Raw genomic sequence first — 16,633 nt, 5'->3', positions numbered from 1 at the left:
TCGGGAACTATTTTTCCAACCGGGTATCTAAAAGTTACATCTCAAGCCATAAACAGGAACTGAACCAGCGTATGGGCTTGTATCTCAACAGTTAATTATGGAAGTATCTGTATGCTAGATATGAACCTGCCTTTGGTTTCCAAATTCAGCGTTGGCGTTTCAGATTCTACTGCCCCTTCGGCCCGCCTGGCGGAGATTCGAAAGGAAGTGACCGCCTTCTTCAGGCAATGCTGCCTGGCTGACGTGCCCGGCTCCGGCTATTGCCAGACCAAAACCCACCACCATCAATGTGACCTGTCCTCATTCACCCATTGGGATCACTTCGTCCCCCCACCAGTGAATGCCACCCTCTTCCACTTCCACCAGCGCGGGGGAGCTTCTGGCAGTAAAACCGTCACGATAGAGCCACCGAGGAACCGGACCCTCATACTCCGGCCTCCCGTTCTAAGGCTTGGGGATGCGTCTGCGCTAGGCTCTGAACTGAGTCCTCCATCTGCCAGAGATGAACATTCCTTGCCCGTGGCGGGTGCAGTAGGTGGCAGCAGAGCAGCAGAACTGCCATCAGGGAAAATCTTCCTGCTCGACGAGGTTAAAAAGTGGGCTATAAAGTCAGAGCAAGTGGCTGACCAGCTGACTAAAGTCGATAAGGGCTCCAGTACAGGTGCTCAGCTGGAAGCAAGGCAGGAGCGCATCAATGCCCAAATAAACGCCATTACAAGCGCCTATCAGAAACGTTACGGACCGGCATTGATAAAGCAGTTTGCGCTGTGGCAAGCAGCAGTGCGCAGTGCTCTGTGCAACGAAGCTTCAACAAGCCCACAGACGTTTGATCAGCTGCAAAATCAGATAAGTGTCCATCTCGAAGAGATAAAACACTTTTTGATCAAGGGCTATCACGACGAGTGCAATCACCTCTTGCAACAATTGCACAAGGCAAGAACCGCAAAGGACGTCAATGATCGCGCCAACTTTTTGCGGGGTTTGATCAATGCCAACAAGCCGGTGATGCCCAATCAGTTACAGGGGGGCGACGACGACCATCTGTACGGTTACTTTGACGCACTGAGAGAACAACTGGTAAGCCTGCAATTCATTTTGAAAATGCCCGATATCAGTGCTGCGGATCAGCAAAAGACACGACAAAACATCATGATCATCACGGGAAAAGTGGAAAGAATCACTGAAAGTTTCGAAGCAATTTCCCGTTACGACCGCCTGAGTGACTCAAGCCATTTGTATCCCGCGCAGCTTGCTGAAATGCAACAGACCATCAGAAAAGGCAAGCGCCTGAGCACCACAACCCCCTCACCCCAGGATCAGGAGCGCCGGGCACTGGTGGCAAAACTGAAACAGGATCACCCTGAAGTCACCATTGATGAAGATGCGATTCTGGACATGGCAGAGGAGGATTTCCAGCTGGTGCTGGCACTGCAAGGGAAACAAACATTGACCAAAGCCCAGCGGCAAACCCTGCAAAGAAATGAGTGGCAACAAACTGACCGTAACAATCTGGTGGTTAACCGGGGCACTGAAAGGGTCCGCCTCCATATTTATGAAGACCGGTATCAGTTAGTAAATAACATAACCGGTGACATCATTGGCTCACTGACCCCTGATCGCTGGGAGCGAGTCAAGCAGCGCCTGAAAGATGAGGGAAAGAGCCTGGGCGAGGTTACCCGTCAGATGGTTGTTGATGATTTCAAAAAATTCAAAACATCACCCTATCAGAATCAACGGTGTCATGATGTTCCCAAAGACTAGGAGGCTGTCCGATAATAGACTGCCCTACTGCGGTGGCAGCAAATTGGTCTAAAAATTCCGTTTTGTTCGGCAAATAGCCCCGCTATTCACCTCACAAAACGGAATTTTTATCCTCAATTTTCTGCCATCCTCGCTACGGGCGCTATTCTCGGACAGCCTCCTAGTTCAGGAAAGCGCTAATACCCATATAGCCTCGCTCTGCGTGAAATACAACCGTAGTCGTCTGTGATCATATCAAACTTAATGATAATGATTTGCATTTGATATTTTTTATAATTATTATCCCGCCGTTGTTTATTCTCATTGCGTATTTTTTTCAGCATGAGAATCAGAAGAAGCAGGCGGTCATTGGCGACTGTCAGAAGGCAATTGGTGGCTGTCACAGCCCACACTGGTACAGATTGAAATTCATGAGGTTTTCAAAAAATACGCTGGCGCTGGCTGTGATGGCGGCCACCGTTTCTCTTGCGCACACCTCGCCTGTTTTGGCTGAAACTGCCACAGAAAGCACCGATAAAAAATATCAGCCGACGCTGATGAATCAGGTTACGGTAACCGCTGCACGTTCTGAGAAGCAGTTGAAAGATATTGCTGGAACGATCGTAGTTATGGACGAAGAACAGCTGGAAAAACAGCTGGCTACCGATATCAGAGACTTGGTTCGTTACGAGCCGGGCATCAGTGTTGGTTCCGATGGTCGTACCGGGTCTGAAGGTTTTAATATCCGGGGTATGGAAGGCAACCGGGTTAAAATTATGGTGGATGGCATAGACCAGCCGCAGCAGTTTGACTCTGGTTTTACTTACCAGCGTTCACAAAGAAACTTTATTGATATTGATGCCATTAAAGCTGTGGAAGTTGTTAAAGGGCCTGCATCAAGCCTTTATGGAAGTGATGCTATTGGGGGTATTGTTGCTTATCAGACAAAAGATCCCTCTGATTACCTGAAGTCTGATGGTGATGATACTACTGCTTCGGTAAAGGGTAGTTATACCAGTGCAGATCATGGCTTTGCAGAAACTTTCACCCTGGCAAATCGTACAGGTGATCTTGAAAGTATGCTGATCTATACCCGAAGAGATGTTGAAGAACTGGAAACTCATAGTGGTGCAGATATTGAAGGTAATGCAAGAGGCGCTGCTGATCCTCTGGATACTGGCAGCAATAACTTTCTGGGTAAATTACAGTATCAGGTGAACGATGATCATCGAGTTGGTCTGACTGGTGAATACCTGGACGCTAAGACTAAGGTTAAGCTGAAGTCAGGAGAAAAACTGCTGCCAGGCGGTACAACAGGCGAAGATATTGCCAGCCGTAAGCGCATTGGTGCCTTTCATGAATGGGAGGCAGGTCTCACTGCTTTTGATAGTCTGAGAACCCAGCTGGACTGGCAAGATTCAAAGATGGACCAGACGACCTGGATCCCGGCCACAAGTAGATACAATGACCGTAAGAAAGTTTACTTCTATGGAGAAAAAAGCATTCAGCTGGCGACTCAGTTTGATAAACAGGTTCAGTTAGGCAATACCGAGCATAGCTTTGTTTATGGTTTTGATGTCAATGATGTAAAAACAGAAAACAGAAATATCAGTTACGAGACCGGGAAAGATCCTGCTGACAAAACGTACATTCCAAGTGTTGATAAGCTGGCATATGGCCTTTTTGTTCAGGATGAAATTACTTTAACTGACCGATTGCTGTTAACCCCCGGGGTACGATTTGACAGCTATAAGTATTCTCCAGGAGGGGATAAGCTGGAAAAAAGTACAGGGAATAAGCTGACTAACCGACTTGGTGCTGTTTATAACTTGAGTGATGAGCTTTCCGTTTTCGGTCAGTATAGCCAAGGGTTTAAAGCACCGGACTTATACGATATGTACTATACCCATGAGGGTGTAGGCTTCGATGGTAAACCCTATAAAACTATATCAAACCCGGACTTAAAAGCAGAAGAGAGTCAGTCTGTTGAGTTTGGTTTAAGAGGTAATAATCATAGAGGTAGTTTTGAAGTTGTAGCTTTTTATAATCGCTACTCAAACTTCATAGATACATTCACTGATATGAGTGACCAAACATACACCGGAGGAATCACTCAAGCACAGAATATTGGTAAAGCTGAGATTCAAGGTGTAGAGCTCAGGGGTCAATTATGGCTTGACGAAACAATCGGTGCCCCTATGGGAACAACACTACAAGGGTCTCTTGCGTATGCTGATGGTGAAGATAAAGAAAATGATGAAAAGATGAACAGTGTTGCACCCATAACTGCTGTGATCGGTCTTGGCTATGATGACCTTTCCGGAAACTACGGTGGTGAGCTTGCCTGGACGTTGGTTAAAGGTAAAAGTGACTCTGATGTCAGTGACTCCGAAGTGCCAACAGGTAAAACCCAGTTTAATCCGGCAGGTTATGGGCTTGTAGATCTAACGGCTTATTACAGTCCTGTGGAGGATGTTACGTTAAGAGCCGGGTTGTTTAACATCACTGATAAAAAGTACTGGTTACTGGAAGATGTCCGTGGTCGTAGTTTTGGCGATCCTGAACTTAACCGCTACACTCAGCCAGGCCGTAACTTCTCTGTCAGCGTGAAGTGGGATATTTAAGCATTCTGACCTCACTCCCACGGTCCCTCGTGGGAGTATACCCAAACTTTTGCATTTTCATGGGAAGTGAAAAACCGCTTGGTGCAGGTATGCATTAGCCACGGAGTGTGGGAACGAGGAAAGCCGAGTTCCCTATAGCTTAACTTCCTGAATTACCGGTACTGATACAACAGCTGCCTTATAAAGCTTATAAATGGTAATGCTATTAGTAACCACAAACGTTGCCTCAATCAGACTGCCACCAACAGACCCGGTCAACAGGTTGTGCACCAGCCAGCAGCAGGAGTTCAAAAGGATCAGTGATCGTAATGGAATGCCACGGGTGGAAAACAGGGCCCAGGTGGCAACAACCGAACCGATAATGGTCGGAACTTCATATCACTGCTCGACATTGGGCAGTGTCAGGCCGATCAGCAAAACAATGAACATGGCCATCAGAATTTTTGACTGACTTTTTACCGATGCATAACTGCGCAGGCTATTAATAACCGCACCTATTGCCGCAACGGTTGCCCCCATCAGAACAAAGTGCAGTGCCATCACCAGGCTGAAGGCAGTCATTTGATAGCGGAATTTCACATCATCTTTTTGCCAAAAGGCCATGATGCCGATCAGGAAGGCAAAGCCACCAACAAGCTGGGCAATAAACATCACGGTTTCTCTGTTAATCAATGGCAGAATCCCCCGAAGGAGATTCTGTTGTACATAACGGTAATCAGAAGCCAAACAGTGCTGGGTGTTGATCAGCCACTGAACAGTAAAAACGCCCGGTCAATTTACGAACACATCGATGCACAGCTGAAAACCGACGCCTTCCTGCCACGCAGTCTCTATGAACGATTCAATATTGACGTTCTGGCCACCACCGAAACTGCAGTGGACACGCTGGAGAGTCACCTGCGTATTAACGACAGTGGTTGGAAAGGCCGGGTGATCACGACGTTCCGTCCCGACTCGGTAACGGACCCTGAGCATCCGGATTTTGCCGCGCACATGACGCTGCTGGCGGAACGGACCAGCGAGGATATTCAGTGGGCAATGACCCGAATCTGACCATCATCCTCTTCACACTTGATGAAGATGCGTATGCCCGGGAACTGGCACCACTGGCAGGTCATTACCCGGCACTGAAGCTGGGACCCGCCTGGTGGTTCCACGACAGCCCGGAAGGCATGATGCGTTACCGCCGGATGGTGACTGAAACCGCTGGTTTCTATAACACCGTTGGTTTTAACGACGATACCCGTGCATTTCTGAGTATTCCGGCCCGTCACGATGTGTCCCGTCGTGTGGATTGTAACTTCCTGGCATCTCTGGTGTGTGAGCACCGCATTACCGAAGAAGAAGCCTTTGACCTGGCCCTTGAGCTGACCAGTGGACTGGCCAAAAAAGCTTATCGCCTGTAATAGCATTAACAACCAGAGATGCTGCAATGATTAATAAAAAGCTGCAACACGAAAAAATCGTAGCCAATGGCTACGACGGCACCGAGTTGACCGCCGGTATTGTTCATATTGGCCTGGGTGCTTTCCACCGTGCTCACCAGGCGCTGTACACCCATGAAACCATTGCCGCTACCGGGGCGTTCCACTGGGGAATCTGTGCAGCCAACATTTTTGGCGGTCAGGAGCTGGTTCAGGAACTGCAGGAGCAGGACAACGCTTACACCGTTACCGAGATGAATCCGGACGGCTCCCGTACAGTAAAACTTGCCACGGCCATCGCCCGGTCACTGGCCGTTGAGGAAGACCGCAGGCCGTTGCTGGAGATTATGTCGGCAGAGACCACACGCATTGTCTCTCTCACCATTACCGAAAAGGGCTACTGCCTGAACCCGGCAACCGGCGAACTGATGATCGACAACCCGCTGATCGCCCATGACCTGGAAAATACCCATAACCCGAAGACGGCACTGGGGGTGATTGTTGCGGCACTGGGACAGCGTAAGGCTAAGGGACGACTGCCCTTTACGGTATTAAGCTGTGACAACGTACCTGACAATGGCAAACGTGCCCGGGCAGCGGTCATTCAGATGGCAGAGGCGATGGATCAAGAGCTGGCCGCCTGGATTCGTGAACACGTGGCCTTCCCATGCACCATGGTTGATCGCATCGTACCGGCCATGACGGAAGAGAGCTTTGCCGATGTCCAGTCTTACCTGGGCTTTGCTGACAAAGGTGCCATTGTCACCGAAGCCTATTCAACAGACGTCGACTTCATCTTTTCTAACGTTCTAATATACGATTGCAGTGTATTCAGTAACGTTGATGACTCCAGATAGAGGGCATGGCTGTCAGAAGTCCCGTTCTGCTGTCCTGTCTCTGTCTGGCTATGTGCGTTGAACAGATCTTTTGTCTCTTTCTCAAGGGCTTTTTGCATACCTTCCAGCAAGTGAATGGTGTCTGTGATGCGGTTTGCGTGTTGCCGCCTGTCATCTTGCGCAGAAGGTTGAGTATTTTGCAGGCGGTGAATAAGGTCAGAGGCGTAATCGACACCCTGTTTCAGTGGCTGCAATGCTTCTGTCAGATTGGCTGGCTTCTGGCTGACCAGCCTCTCTGCCAGAGGCTTTACTTTCGGACGGGTGAAATCTGCACTGGACAGTAACGTCCGCTTTACCTCCTGCTGAGAGATGATGCTTCGCTTCTTTATCCCGGACATGGCCTGATCGTTTTGTCGGGTAGAGCCGTTGCCGGGGCTGTCCTTGTCCATGATGTGTTCATCCTGAATCTGATAAAGGTATTTGGCTACCGTGTTATCGGCTACTTGTGGAATAACCAGAATTTACAGGATATGGCCAGCTACTTATAGAATTCGATAGTACTACCGCCTGATTCTGAAGGGCACAAAACTGTCATTGTCAGGTATAAGTCAGAAGTCACGTTTTATATATATAAAAACTTGTGCTTTTGTTTGTTATAGCTATTTTCACACTGTGGGATTTTGGCTTCTGGGATCTTTGGTCGCTATTCCTGTCTTAAAAATAAATTGAGATGTTATCGGTATGATAGAATCAGGGTTTCCTTTGAGCCTTAAAACTCAGTTACCAGACAATGCTGTTTCATTAACACCAATTGAACAGTTAAATGGTGTAGAGCGTGTCTTGCAGCAGTTTGTTGATAAACTACCCCATCAAATTGCGGTTGAACTCAGACAGAAAGATACCCTGCGCGGAATGGAAATGAAAGACAGGCCAGGAAGCAAGATTGAAAGCATGGCAGAAAAATTAAAAGAAGGTCCGGTCAGCTTTGTTATTCAATCAAAAGACCAAAATAATACCTCTGATAAATTAATGATCACCTGTTTTTTAAATAAGCCAAAACCGGGTTGCTTTATCTGCAGAAATGATGAAAACATCATGGTTAATGTAAAAAACACGTCAGGTGACATTTATCAAAGTGTGGCGAATGGTTTCTGGATAAGTGGTGAGGGGGAAGATGGGACGGGAAACATTCACTGTCTTCTTGATTTCGGGCAGCGGCGGGTTATGGATTATCAACTGATAACATCAGAATCCACCGGTTCACCGGCTGGCAACTATCAGGTGGTTGATTCAACACTGCAGGTAAACGACTTTATTATTCCGGCAGTGACCCATCTGGAACGTGCCAGTCATGATGGTGGTCGATATGGTACACACAATGCTGTTTTTGCCAACGGAGCCGCTATCCCGGCAGCACTGTTTGAACACGACTTTGACCATTGGAACAGCCCGCCGGAAGCCTACCGCATGTTGTTCAGAAGTTTGTGGGGGGCTCTGAGCCATGCCTCGAAAAATCCGGAGCTTGACCTGCGAACCTTTTTGCATGTCTTTATCACTACCTGTATTGGCTCCGGACTGATTCTGGGCGGGGATGAAGCCGCGGCGGCAATACAAACAGCCAGGGGGTTCCCCAGTACCAGTGTTATCGGAACACCGTCGGATAACCCGGTATTGGAAAGGTACAAATATGCCGGTATCACCCTCAGTCTGGCCAGTTTCTTCGGTTTTCAGACCACTAAGAATGCCTTGGGAGTCAGTAGCCAATTTATTGAAAATCCCACTGAGAAACGCTGCTTAAGTGCGAAAATGTGGGCGATGGAGGTGTTTGGCAGTCAAATTCTGTCGATGCTTATCATTGCTACCGCCATTGCCGGGGGAGAGTATTTTATTACCGGTAGTGCCGAACAAAGTAATCCTCGAAAGCTGTTTACTGACCTGCTTTTAGCACAGACGGTTGTTCTTGGTCTGGGGGCTGGCGTGCAATCCAGGATGATTGACAAAGGTGTGTCTCCGGCCAAGACATGGTTGTTTTTTGTCCTCTTTCGGTTAGCCATATTCAGGAGTGCGGCCCTGGGGGTTCAGGTGATGACCGATCATCTGTTTGCCGATGGCGTTAAACCGGGGAAAATTCAGAGCATTGTGATAGCCAATGTGATTAATGAGCTGATGATCACGATTTTGAGTGGAATGTCTTATCTTTCCGGAAGATCAAAAGCCACGGATGGTTCAGAAGAGCAGCTGATGGCCTATGAACAGGGTATCCGGGAGTCGGCAACTGAGTCCGAATCAGCCAGTGGTCTTGACACTTACGCTGATGAACATCAAATTTCTGTCCATCCATTAAACCGGTTCCGGTTATATTTAAGCCGATCCATTGATGCTGCGCCGAAAACGCTCTGGGGTAAAGTGGCTCATTACTGTTTGCATCGGGATCCGCAGGGTGTGCTGTCCCAAGTGGTCACCAGTCCATTTATCAGTGCACTCTCTGGTCAGTCAGACGCTGAATACCGCGATGTTTTGAAGTTGCATCAAGCGTTATTAAAAGATCGTTCAGTGTCCTTGCCAGTCAATAAACCTGAAGCCAGGGGGCTACCGGTATAATCCTTATTGGCAGCTGCTAACAGAGGCGATGATTGATCATGGATTACGATGATTATTTTCAGGAAAAGTATTTTTCCCTGTTCCGGGAAAGCCCTGGTCTTACCGAGGATGATCTTGCTGTATCAGAAACCGATACCGTTAAAGAAAGAGAGCTTAAGCAGTTTATTAAAGACAATTACCTGAACTCAGAAGCAGGACCCATATCAGGCAAAAAGAATCCCTGCGATATTGATGAAGAGATAAGTCAGGTGAAGCGACTGTTAACAGGATTGCTTGAGTCGGGGGAGATTGACCGGGAGATTGTTCTTGAGGCGCTCAGTTATGGGCTGACAGAAATGGTCGATTTCCTTCACCACGAACCTGATCATCATTATTCGTTCAGTGATCAGGAGAAGGATGAGCTGCACAGTATGATGAAGACGGTTCTGAAAAAGACAGAAACAGAGGAGCATCAGGCCATTTGTGAATCCCTGTTCCCGGATATGGTCAACTATCTTGAGTCGGTGGTGGCTAAAATCAGGACACCAAGGTTCTGACAAGACGCAGAGCCCTCATATGATTTCATTTTTGCTTTCTTTGATCGCTACTCTTATCTTTAAAAATAAATTGAGATGTTATTGGTATGATTGAATCAGGGTCTTCTTTGAGTCTGAGAACTCAGTTCCAGCACAATGATTTTTCATTAACACCGATCAATACTTCCGATGAAGTAGAGTCCATCCCTCAGCAGTTTGCTGACCAACTGCCCCATCAAATTGCGGTCGAGCTCAGACAGAAAGATACTCTGCCCGGGATGGAAATGATAGAGAGGTCTGGAAGTAAGGTTGAAAGCATGGCCGAAAAATTAAAAGAAGGTCCAGTCAGCTTTATTATTCAATCAAAGGGCCAAAATAGTACCCCCAATGAATTAATGATTACCTGTTCCTTAAATGTGCCAAAACCGGGTTGCTTTATCTGTAAAGATGATAAAACCATCATGGTTCATGTGAAAAACAGTTCAGGTGTTACTGATGCAACGGCGATGAGTGGTTTTTGGGTGAGCGATGATCAGGAGTGTGAGGCGGAGAATATTCACTGTCTTCTTGATTTCGGGGAGCGGCGGGTTATGGATTATCGACTGGCGAAATCAGCATCAGGCGATTCCCGGCCTGACAGCTATCAGGTGGTTGATTCAACACTGCAGGTAAACGACTTTATTATTCCGGCAGTGACCCATCTGGAACCTGCCATTCATGATGATGGTCGTTATGGTACACACAATGCTGTTTTTGCCAATGGAGCCGCGATTCCGGCGGCACTGTTTGAACACGACTTTGAACATTGGAACAGCCCGCCGGAAGCCTACAGAATGTTGTTCAGAAGTTTGGGTGGTGCCTTGAGCCATGCCTCGAAAAATCCGGAGCCAGACCTCAGAACATTTTTGCATGCCTATATCACTACCTGTATTGGCTCCGGACTGTTTCTGGGAGGGGATGAAGTGGCTGCGGCAGTACAGACAGCCTTGGGTTACCCCAGTACCAGTTTTCTCGGAATCCCGTCGGACAACCCGGTATTGGAAAGGTTTAAATATGCCGGTGTCATTCTCAGTCTGGTCAGTTTTTTCGGTTTTCAGAGCACTAAGAATGCCTTGGGAATCAGTAGTCAATTTATTGAAAACCCCGCTGAGAAACGCTGCTTAAGTGTGAAAATGTGGGTGATTGAACTTTTTGGCAGCCAGGTTTTAACAATGCTTACCGTTGCCGCCTCCATTGCCGGGGGAGAGTATTTTGCTACCGGCAGTACTGAACAAAGTAACCCACGCAAACTGTTTACTGACTTGCTTTTAGCGCATACCGTTGTTCTTGGTTTGGGCGCTGCCGTACAGTCCAGGCTGATTGACAAAGGCTTGTCTCCAACAAAGGCATGGCTATTTTTTGTTCTATTTCGATTAGCTATCTTCAGGGGCGCTACCCTGGGAGTACAGCTGATGACCGATCATCTGTTTGCCGATGGCGTTAAACCGGGGAAAATTCAGAGTATCGTGATAGCCAGTGTCATTAATGAACTGGTGATCACGATTTTGAGTGGGATGTCTTATCTTTCCGGAAGATCGAAACCCACTGATGGTTCAGAAGAGCAGTTGATGGCCTATGAGCAGGATATTAGTAGACCTGTACCTGAATCCGGATCAGTCTGTTTTCTTGGACTGGAAACTTACGCCCATGATCAGCAAATTTCCGTCCATCCATTAAACCGGTTCCGGTTGAATTTCAGTCGATCCATTGATGCTGCGCCGAAAACGCTCTGGGGTAAAGTGGCTTATTACTGTTTGCATCGGAGTCCCGTGAGTGTGCTGTCCAAAGTGTTCACCAGTCCGTTTATCAGTGCACTCTCTGGTCAGTCAGACGCTGAGTACCGGGATATTTTGAAGTTGCATCAGGCGTTATTAAGAGATCGTGCAGTGACCTTGCCAGTCAATCAACCTGAAGTCAGGGAGCTACTGGTATAATCTGATGCTTATTGGCAGCGGCTAACGGAGGTGAGATTGATCATGTATTACGATCATTATTTTCAGGAAAAGTATTTATCAGTTCCGGGCTAACCTGTCGCTTTGTTCCCAAGGGAGATCGGGGTCTTGCGGGTATATCAGTGATTGGCTGCACTCATGTTGAACGAGGCAGGCGTTACCAAACCTGCCAGACGTTTATACAAGGAGGGGTTTCACAAGAGAATCACTTCTCTGGTAGACGGTGCTTGATCATCTGCCCAAGGGTGAGAATATCTTTTCGAACCTCTTTTACCTGACTCTCCACACCTTCAAGACGCTGATTGATGCCACCAAGCCACTCATTGGTACTGCTGAGACGCTCATTGTTTTCATCCAGCCGTTCATTGGCTTCATCAAGGCGTTCGCTGTTTTCACCGAGGCGTTCATTGGTCTCGTTTAATCGCTCATAGGTTTCATCAACACGCTCATGGGTTCCATCAACCAGTTTGTTGGTTTCATCCAGCCGACCATTAATGGTGTCCAGATGCTCACTGATATCATCCAGAATTTTGTGGGTATTCGTCATTAACTCACTGGTGCGTTCAAAACCGGACAGCGTGGCCTGGGCCAGTTCGGAGACATCCTCTTTAACGCTGGTAACCTCTGCCTGAATACCGGACATATTGACTTTGACGCCAATGATCTCATGCTGGTTTTTCAATGCGATGTGTTTGATATCCGCCATCGCTTTTACCAGTCCATGAATTGTGTTGTAGAGGGACTGGTGTTGCTTCTCCAGCATCTCAACTCTTGTTTCTAGCGACATACAGCTACCTGTCTTTTGTTGTTACAAAGCCTTGTGTTAAACCATTTTGTAGTTAGACAGCCATGCAGCACCCATATTAGAAATTATGGGAAAAAAAAGTGCTATTTATCAACCCGGGATTCAGGCGATGGCTGCTCTAAAGCTATGCACTGACTGCATGATCAGCATAGCAGAGCTTCAGAGAGTCATCGGTTTTATTGATGAGAGAAATAAAAAGAGGGGTTTATAGTGGAATGGTGGTTTGGATTAAATCGGACATGATGCGCCATTAAATCTGAATAATCAGGAAGCGGTTAATCTGACAACAACGAAGGTAAGCAGTGTGTGGCAGATGCACAGGTGTCAGGCATTGCCACACTTTATGATTGAAGAGGGGTGATCTTGACAATAAAGTAAGTAAATTTTTAAAGCGTGTAGAAGATACTCAAGTTTCCGGAGCAGGTAGCATCGTCATTATCTGTTCAATGCTATTAACTATTTCAGGAGCCAGATGTTTAAATACCTCTGCATGGTCCCTTGCTGATGTCTTCTGGATAGCAATCAATATTGAGTTACAAAGCATATCTTTTTCACTCTGAGTAAAAGAGAATGGTTGCTTTTTATTGTCACTCATGTGTGCAACCGTTTTGGTAATAACATCCGAGAGACTGCTAAGCAGTTCCTTTGTTTCAGCATCCTCAGGGTTTGCCTGTTTCGCAAACACCTGGTTTAATCGATTTACTTTTTCGGGTAAATCTGAAGAGTTCATCTTTTGACCTTTCTCCCAGTTAAGATTGCTGGTTTATTTTGCATAATTCAATAGCTCACGTTCATTGGTATGGAAAAAACTGCCCGCCTTGAAATTTATAAGGTAGTACCGGTTTTATCAGTCGCTAAATACGTTTTTTTTATTTGGGTAATATGTTTTATCTCTGATAAATTATTGGACAGTTTTAATGATTTGGTTAACTACTTATGTCCAGCATCACTGGGTACGAACAATCTTTTGTACTTTTCTGGAGATCGTTAATCTTTTGTACTTTCATTGGGGACATAAGGGTAATTTGCTTCCATGGCCATGATTAGAGAAAAGGCATTTCGTGTGGCTTCCTGCCTTGCCTCTTTGCATTCTTTATGGACAGGCATTCCAGAACGGTAGACAAAACCATCTTTTTCTCGTTTCATTTTAACCTCGTTTTTCGTTTGATAAAGCTCTTTATTGGTCGTATAAGGACCACCGCAGTTATGGCAATTATGCTCAAACTTTATGAACCCTTCTTTTTCTACCTCGACATTTTTACGCAATTTAAATCTCTCCAGTTGCTCACTCAATTTCGTATCCAGACGTTCATACTCTTTTTCATCCAGAACAGCGAATGCCTTACCCGGTATCGTTCTATTGTTGTCCACTTCCATTGGCAGTTCTGAATCCTCACTGACTTGTGATGGTTCTGGCTGTCGGGTTCTTTGATGAAATTTTTCCAGCACTGTATTGATGATGGTTTGCTGATGTTCTTTGGAGGTAAAGTCAACAGGCTTTATCCATTTGTTTTTATCAGGAAGCAGTCGTTGCATCAGCTGAGCATACTGGTCTTTCTGGTTGCTGGAAATAAATCGTTGGACCTCTTTGATTCGTGATTGTAACTGTTCCCGCTCAGGCTCTGCCAGCTTGCTTAAAGAGTCCTGGCGGCATAATAAAAAAACAAGCAGGGTCAGCTGATGGGCAACCACACTGAAGCCAGTCTTTGAGGCGTTAATGATCTTTTCCAGCGTGAGTTCCGCTTCATTATCCAAACCCTGTGCTGCATATTTCTCAGGATCTTTGGATTCACGCTCCATTACCCTGACCAGGTATTCTATAAAAGCATTAATGATTAGCCTTGGCTTTAATGCATCGCGTTCCTGGCTACTGATACCGTCCAGCTGGTTCCAGGCAGACACCAGATAGTTGATTAAAAATGCAAAGTCTTTCAGGTTATTCTTAGCCAGTGTTCCTGAAAATGCATGTACCATTAACCTCAGGTTTCGATACTTTCTATCGGCATATAACTCACCGATTTCGTGGTGCGTATTGATAGCATTCACCATTAAATCCAGGAAGCATTGAGATGGGAGCCAGTCCTCGCCATTTTTCAGTGCATCGACCATGGTCATGGTCATGGACTTCATGATGATGTTATTGGCATCACAGGCGGTGAGAGCGGCCCTATTGTAAGGCAGTTTCAATGTTTTGTGGGCAAAATCAATCAGCTGTTTAATAACCGTGATTTTTTCATAAACTTGCATCTCCTTGTCCATAACCGGTAGCCAGGCATTGGCTTTAATTCCCCACTGCATGCCATCCCGATAACGCTGGGTGGTTTCAGGCGTCTCCGGAGAAATGGTTAGATCGAACTGTAATGCCAGATTACTGGCTTTAGCGATGGTTTTCGTCGGTTTTAATGATGCTTTCCACTCCCTGCGATTATACCATTCCCATTCTTTAGATGGTTCTTTAATAAAAATAACCCCCAGTCTTTTTGTGTGTTTCCTGTTACGATTTTTATTTTTGATGTCTTGTTTTAAACGGGTAATTGCTTCGTTCAAATCATCATCGTTTTCAATCTTTTTTTGACCATAATACACATCGGTTAACTCATGTGAGTCACTTGTTATATGACGAAGCTTCATGCTCAATACTTCTTTTAACTCACTTAAGGTGAAGGCTTGGAACGGTTCAACTTTTACTTTTTTTGATCCAGTTCTCAATTCAGTACCAGAATAATTATATCCGGGAGGATATGATAGTAATTTGCCTTTAGCATCACGATAGGTGATGAAAAATCGGTTTTTAGGGGTAGTATGAAATTCGGCGACCCTTCCTTGTGGATCAAGCTGTATCGGGTAAAAGTAGTCTGCTTTGTGTGGAGTGATCAACGTTTTTCCATTGCGTTCGAGCCTCATCATCACCTGATTTTTTACTGACAACTGCTCTTCCCATTGGCCACTGGGTTCGATAACAATGGGTTCCACCGGTACGCAGCCTGACACATCCTCGGGGGAGTAGATCATTACCCGTTCAAATATTTCGCCATAGGAGCCTGCTGCAGGAAAGTCGTACGCTGTGGGCTCGATGAGGGAAAATTGCAGACGGTCAAACTTTTTCTGGTAGATCATTTCCGGGTCAACATCGAATGACAGTGAACTGTTGCTACCTTTGGCCCGTTGGTTGACGGACGCGATCTCCTTTGCAATATGACGCTTCAGACGTTCAAGCCCTTCGGACCCTGAAAACATTTTTATCTTGTCCCGATGAAACTGATTGGAATAAATCATGGGTAGATGAAGGGTTTTGGGATCTGGATAGTTCAGTGCGTAACCTGTTCCTTCATCCCAGAAGTCGGTGTCCATAATAAGAAAATTCATCACATTCATCATTTGTTGCACCCGGTCAAAATTATAGCTGCTGTATTTTGCAGCATCTTCTCCTTTCCAATAATCCGGACAGGCAGAGTGCGGAATGATCTGGGCAAGGCACAATTCTCCATCAAACAGATGAGCAACCGGCGGAGCCAATAGGACTTTGACCGATGGCCCTTCATTGTGCTTATCAGTATTGTTGAAATCGAATTCAACCTTGTAGCAAGCGCCTTCCCACCAGCCAAAAGGGGCAACAAATTCAGCGCTCACTTTCATGGCATTGTCATCGGGAATGGTCAGGGCAAATTTTCCGGGATAGTGCTGGTCCATAAAGGACTGTATATGATCCCTGGCAAGGCCTATCTCCCGTTGCAATCTTGCGCCATTCACACCTGGATTGAATCGCTTGAACGAAGCTTCAGGGTAATCATAAGAAGGGGCTTTTGCTGTCGGGGTTAGCTCTCTTTGCAGGGTATTGACAACCTCACAATTATTGACAGAGTAATCATTCAGGGAGAGTCTCTGATCAGACGGCCCTTGCTCCAACTGATCCATCGGCTCATGGGTTGGCGGTATTCTGCGGATATTGCTGCCATTTCTGCTGGCAGGTGAGCCGGCGGACTCGTCGTCAGAAAAAGAATCAATGGTACGTTTAGTCGCCGGGGAATTAATGGAATCCATGTTTACTTCCTTATTCTGTTGGTTAGAGTTATGAAGTTTATTGGTTAAAAGTTAAC

12 protein-coding genes and 1 pseudogene are annotated in these 16,633 nt (G+C 46.4%); 8 read left to right on the top strand and 5 right to left on the bottom strand.

Going from position 1 to position 16,633, the window contains the following annotated elements:
• Nucleotides 1-111: 111 nt before the first annotated feature.
• Both ACO6UX_RS00350 and ACO6UX_RS00345 read left to right on the top strand, forming a co-directional pair.
• Nucleotides 112-1,761: a hypothetical protein gene (locus ACO6UX_RS00350; protein ID WP_422443810.1), complete on the top strand. Its 1,650-nt coding sequence runs from the start codon at nucleotides 112-114 to the stop codon at nucleotides 1,759-1,761.
• Nucleotides 1,762-2,015: 254 nt separating this feature from the next.
• The gene (locus ACO6UX_RS00345; protein WP_422443808.1) at nucleotides 2,016-4,364 is read left to right on the top strand and encodes a TonB-dependent hemoglobin/transferrin/lactoferrin family receptor; all 2,349 of its coding nucleotides are present in this window, start codon (nucleotides 2,016-2,018) and stop codon (nucleotides 4,362-4,364) included.
• A 132-nt stretch (nucleotides 4,365-4,496) separates the two neighbouring features.
• Here ACO6UX_RS00345 and ACO6UX_RS00340 read toward each other — a convergent pair.
• Nucleotides 4,497-5,015 (bottom strand): annotated as a pseudogene (locus ACO6UX_RS00340) (YgjV family protein).
• A gap of 48 nt (nucleotides 5,016-5,063) precedes the next feature.
• On the opposite strand from ACO6UX_RS00340, the gene ACO6UX_RS00335 reads away from it, so the two are divergent.
• The 3 genes from ACO6UX_RS00335 to ACO6UX_RS00325 are packed head-to-tail and all read left to right on the top strand — an operon-like array spanning nucleotide 5,064 to nucleotide 6,645.
• Entirely contained in the window at nucleotides 5,064-5,417 is a 354-nt protein-coding gene (locus tag ACO6UX_RS00335; protein ID WP_422443806.1) for a glucuronate isomerase, read from the top strand.
• Nucleotides 5,396-5,770, top strand: a complete 375-nt coding sequence (locus ACO6UX_RS00330; protein WP_422443804.1) for a glucuronate isomerase — start codon at nucleotides 5,396-5,398, stop codon at nucleotides 5,768-5,770. The genes ACO6UX_RS00335 and ACO6UX_RS00330 overlap by 22 nt, the downstream gene beginning before the upstream one ends.
• Before the next feature lie 26 nt (nucleotides 5,771-5,796).
• On the top strand, nucleotides 5,797-6,645 hold the full coding sequence (locus ACO6UX_RS00325; RefSeq protein WP_422443802.1) for a hypothetical protein: 849 nt from the start codon (nucleotides 5,797-5,799) through the stop codon (nucleotides 6,643-6,645).
• Here the strand turns inward: ACO6UX_RS00325 and ACO6UX_RS00320 are convergent.
• Nucleotides 6,561-7,073 carry a hypothetical protein gene (locus ACO6UX_RS00320; RefSeq protein ID WP_422443800.1) on the bottom strand — a complete coding sequence of 171 codons (513 nt, stop codon included), beginning with the start codon at nucleotides 7,071-7,073 and terminating at the stop codon, nucleotides 6,561-6,563. The two genes, ACO6UX_RS00325 and ACO6UX_RS00320, sit on opposite strands and share 85 nt — an antisense overlap.
• Nucleotides 7,074-7,386: 313 nt before the next feature.
• Here ACO6UX_RS00320 and ACO6UX_RS00315 point away from each other — a divergent pair, with 313 nt between their 5' ends.
• From ACO6UX_RS00315 to ACO6UX_RS00305, 3 genes are all read left to right on the top strand, one after another.
• Entirely contained in the window at nucleotides 7,387-9,225 is a 1,839-nt protein-coding gene (locus ACO6UX_RS00315; RefSeq protein WP_422443798.1) for a hypothetical protein, read from the top strand.
• Between the two features lie 38 nt (nucleotides 9,226-9,263).
• Entirely contained in the window at nucleotides 9,264-9,761 is a 498-nt protein-coding gene (locus tag ACO6UX_RS00310) for a hypothetical protein (protein ID WP_422443796.1), read from the top strand.
• Between the two features lie 86 nt (nucleotides 9,762-9,847).
• Entirely contained in the window at nucleotides 9,848-11,713 is a 1,866-nt protein-coding gene (locus ACO6UX_RS00305) for a hypothetical protein (protein WP_422443794.1), read from the top strand.
• A gap of 223 nt (nucleotides 11,714-11,936) precedes the next feature.
• Here ACO6UX_RS00305 and ACO6UX_RS00300 read toward each other — a convergent pair whose 3' ends face one another.
• The 3 genes from ACO6UX_RS00300 to ACO6UX_RS00290 all read right to left on the bottom strand — a co-directional run bounded on the left by ACO6UX_RS00300 (nucleotide 11,937) and on the right by ACO6UX_RS00290 (nucleotide 16,577).
• Complete coding sequence (locus tag ACO6UX_RS00300; RefSeq protein WP_146000082.1) at nucleotides 11,937-12,518, bottom strand: coiled-coil domain-containing protein; 582 nt, start codon at nucleotides 12,516-12,518, stop codon at nucleotides 11,937-11,939.
• Nucleotides 12,519-12,942: 424 nt separating this feature from the next.
• Nucleotides 12,943-13,266 (bottom strand): hypothetical protein, encoded by a 324-nt coding sequence (locus tag ACO6UX_RS00295; protein ID WP_422443792.1) that lies wholly within the window; start codon nucleotides 13,264-13,266, stop codon nucleotides 12,943-12,945.
• A gap of 257 nt (nucleotides 13,267-13,523) precedes the next feature.
• Complete coding sequence (locus ACO6UX_RS00290) at nucleotides 13,524-16,577, bottom strand: hypothetical protein (protein ID WP_422443790.1); 3,054 nt, start codon at nucleotides 16,575-16,577, stop codon at nucleotides 13,524-13,526.
• Nucleotides 16,578-16,633: the final 56 nt, after the last annotated feature.

This window comes from Endozoicomonas sp. ALB091, assembly GCF_049310265.1.
Lineage (GTDB): Bacteria > Pseudomonadota > Gammaproteobacteria > Pseudomonadales > Endozoicomonadaceae > Endozoicomonas.
This window is presented reverse-complemented; position numbering and strand designations above follow the sequence as displayed.

Excerpts from the sequence above, each read along its gene's own strand:
- ACO6UX_RS00295 (WP_422443792.1), bottom strand. The coding sequence starts at position 13,266 with ATGAACTCTTCAGATTTACCCGAAAAAGTAAATCGATTAAACCAGGTG.
- ACO6UX_RS00305 (WP_422443794.1), top strand. The coding sequence starts at position 9,848 with ATGATTGAATCAGGGTCTTCTTTGAGTCTGAGAACTCAGTTCCAGCAC.
- ACO6UX_RS00320 (WP_422443800.1), bottom strand. The coding sequence starts at position 7,073 with ATGGACAAGGACAGCCCCGGCAACGGCTCTACCCGACAAAACGATCAG.
- ACO6UX_RS00310 (WP_422443796.1), top strand. The coding sequence starts at position 9,264 with ATGGATTACGATGATTATTTTCAGGAAAAGTATTTTTCCCTGTTCCGG.
- ACO6UX_RS00290 (WP_422443790.1), bottom strand. The coding sequence starts at position 16,577 with ATGGATTCCATTAATTCCCCGGCGACTAAACGTACCATTGATTCTTTT.
- ACO6UX_RS00325 (WP_422443802.1), top strand. The coding sequence starts at position 5,797 with ATGATTAATAAAAAGCTGCAACACGAAAAAATCGTAGCCAATGGCTAC.
- ACO6UX_RS00350 (WP_422443810.1), top strand. The coding sequence starts at position 112 with ATGCTAGATATGAACCTGCCTTTGGTTTCCAAATTCAGCGTTGGCGTT.
- ACO6UX_RS00300 (WP_146000082.1), bottom strand. The coding sequence starts at position 12,518 with ATGTCGCTAGAAACAAGAGTTGAGATGCTGGAGAAGCAACACCAGTCC.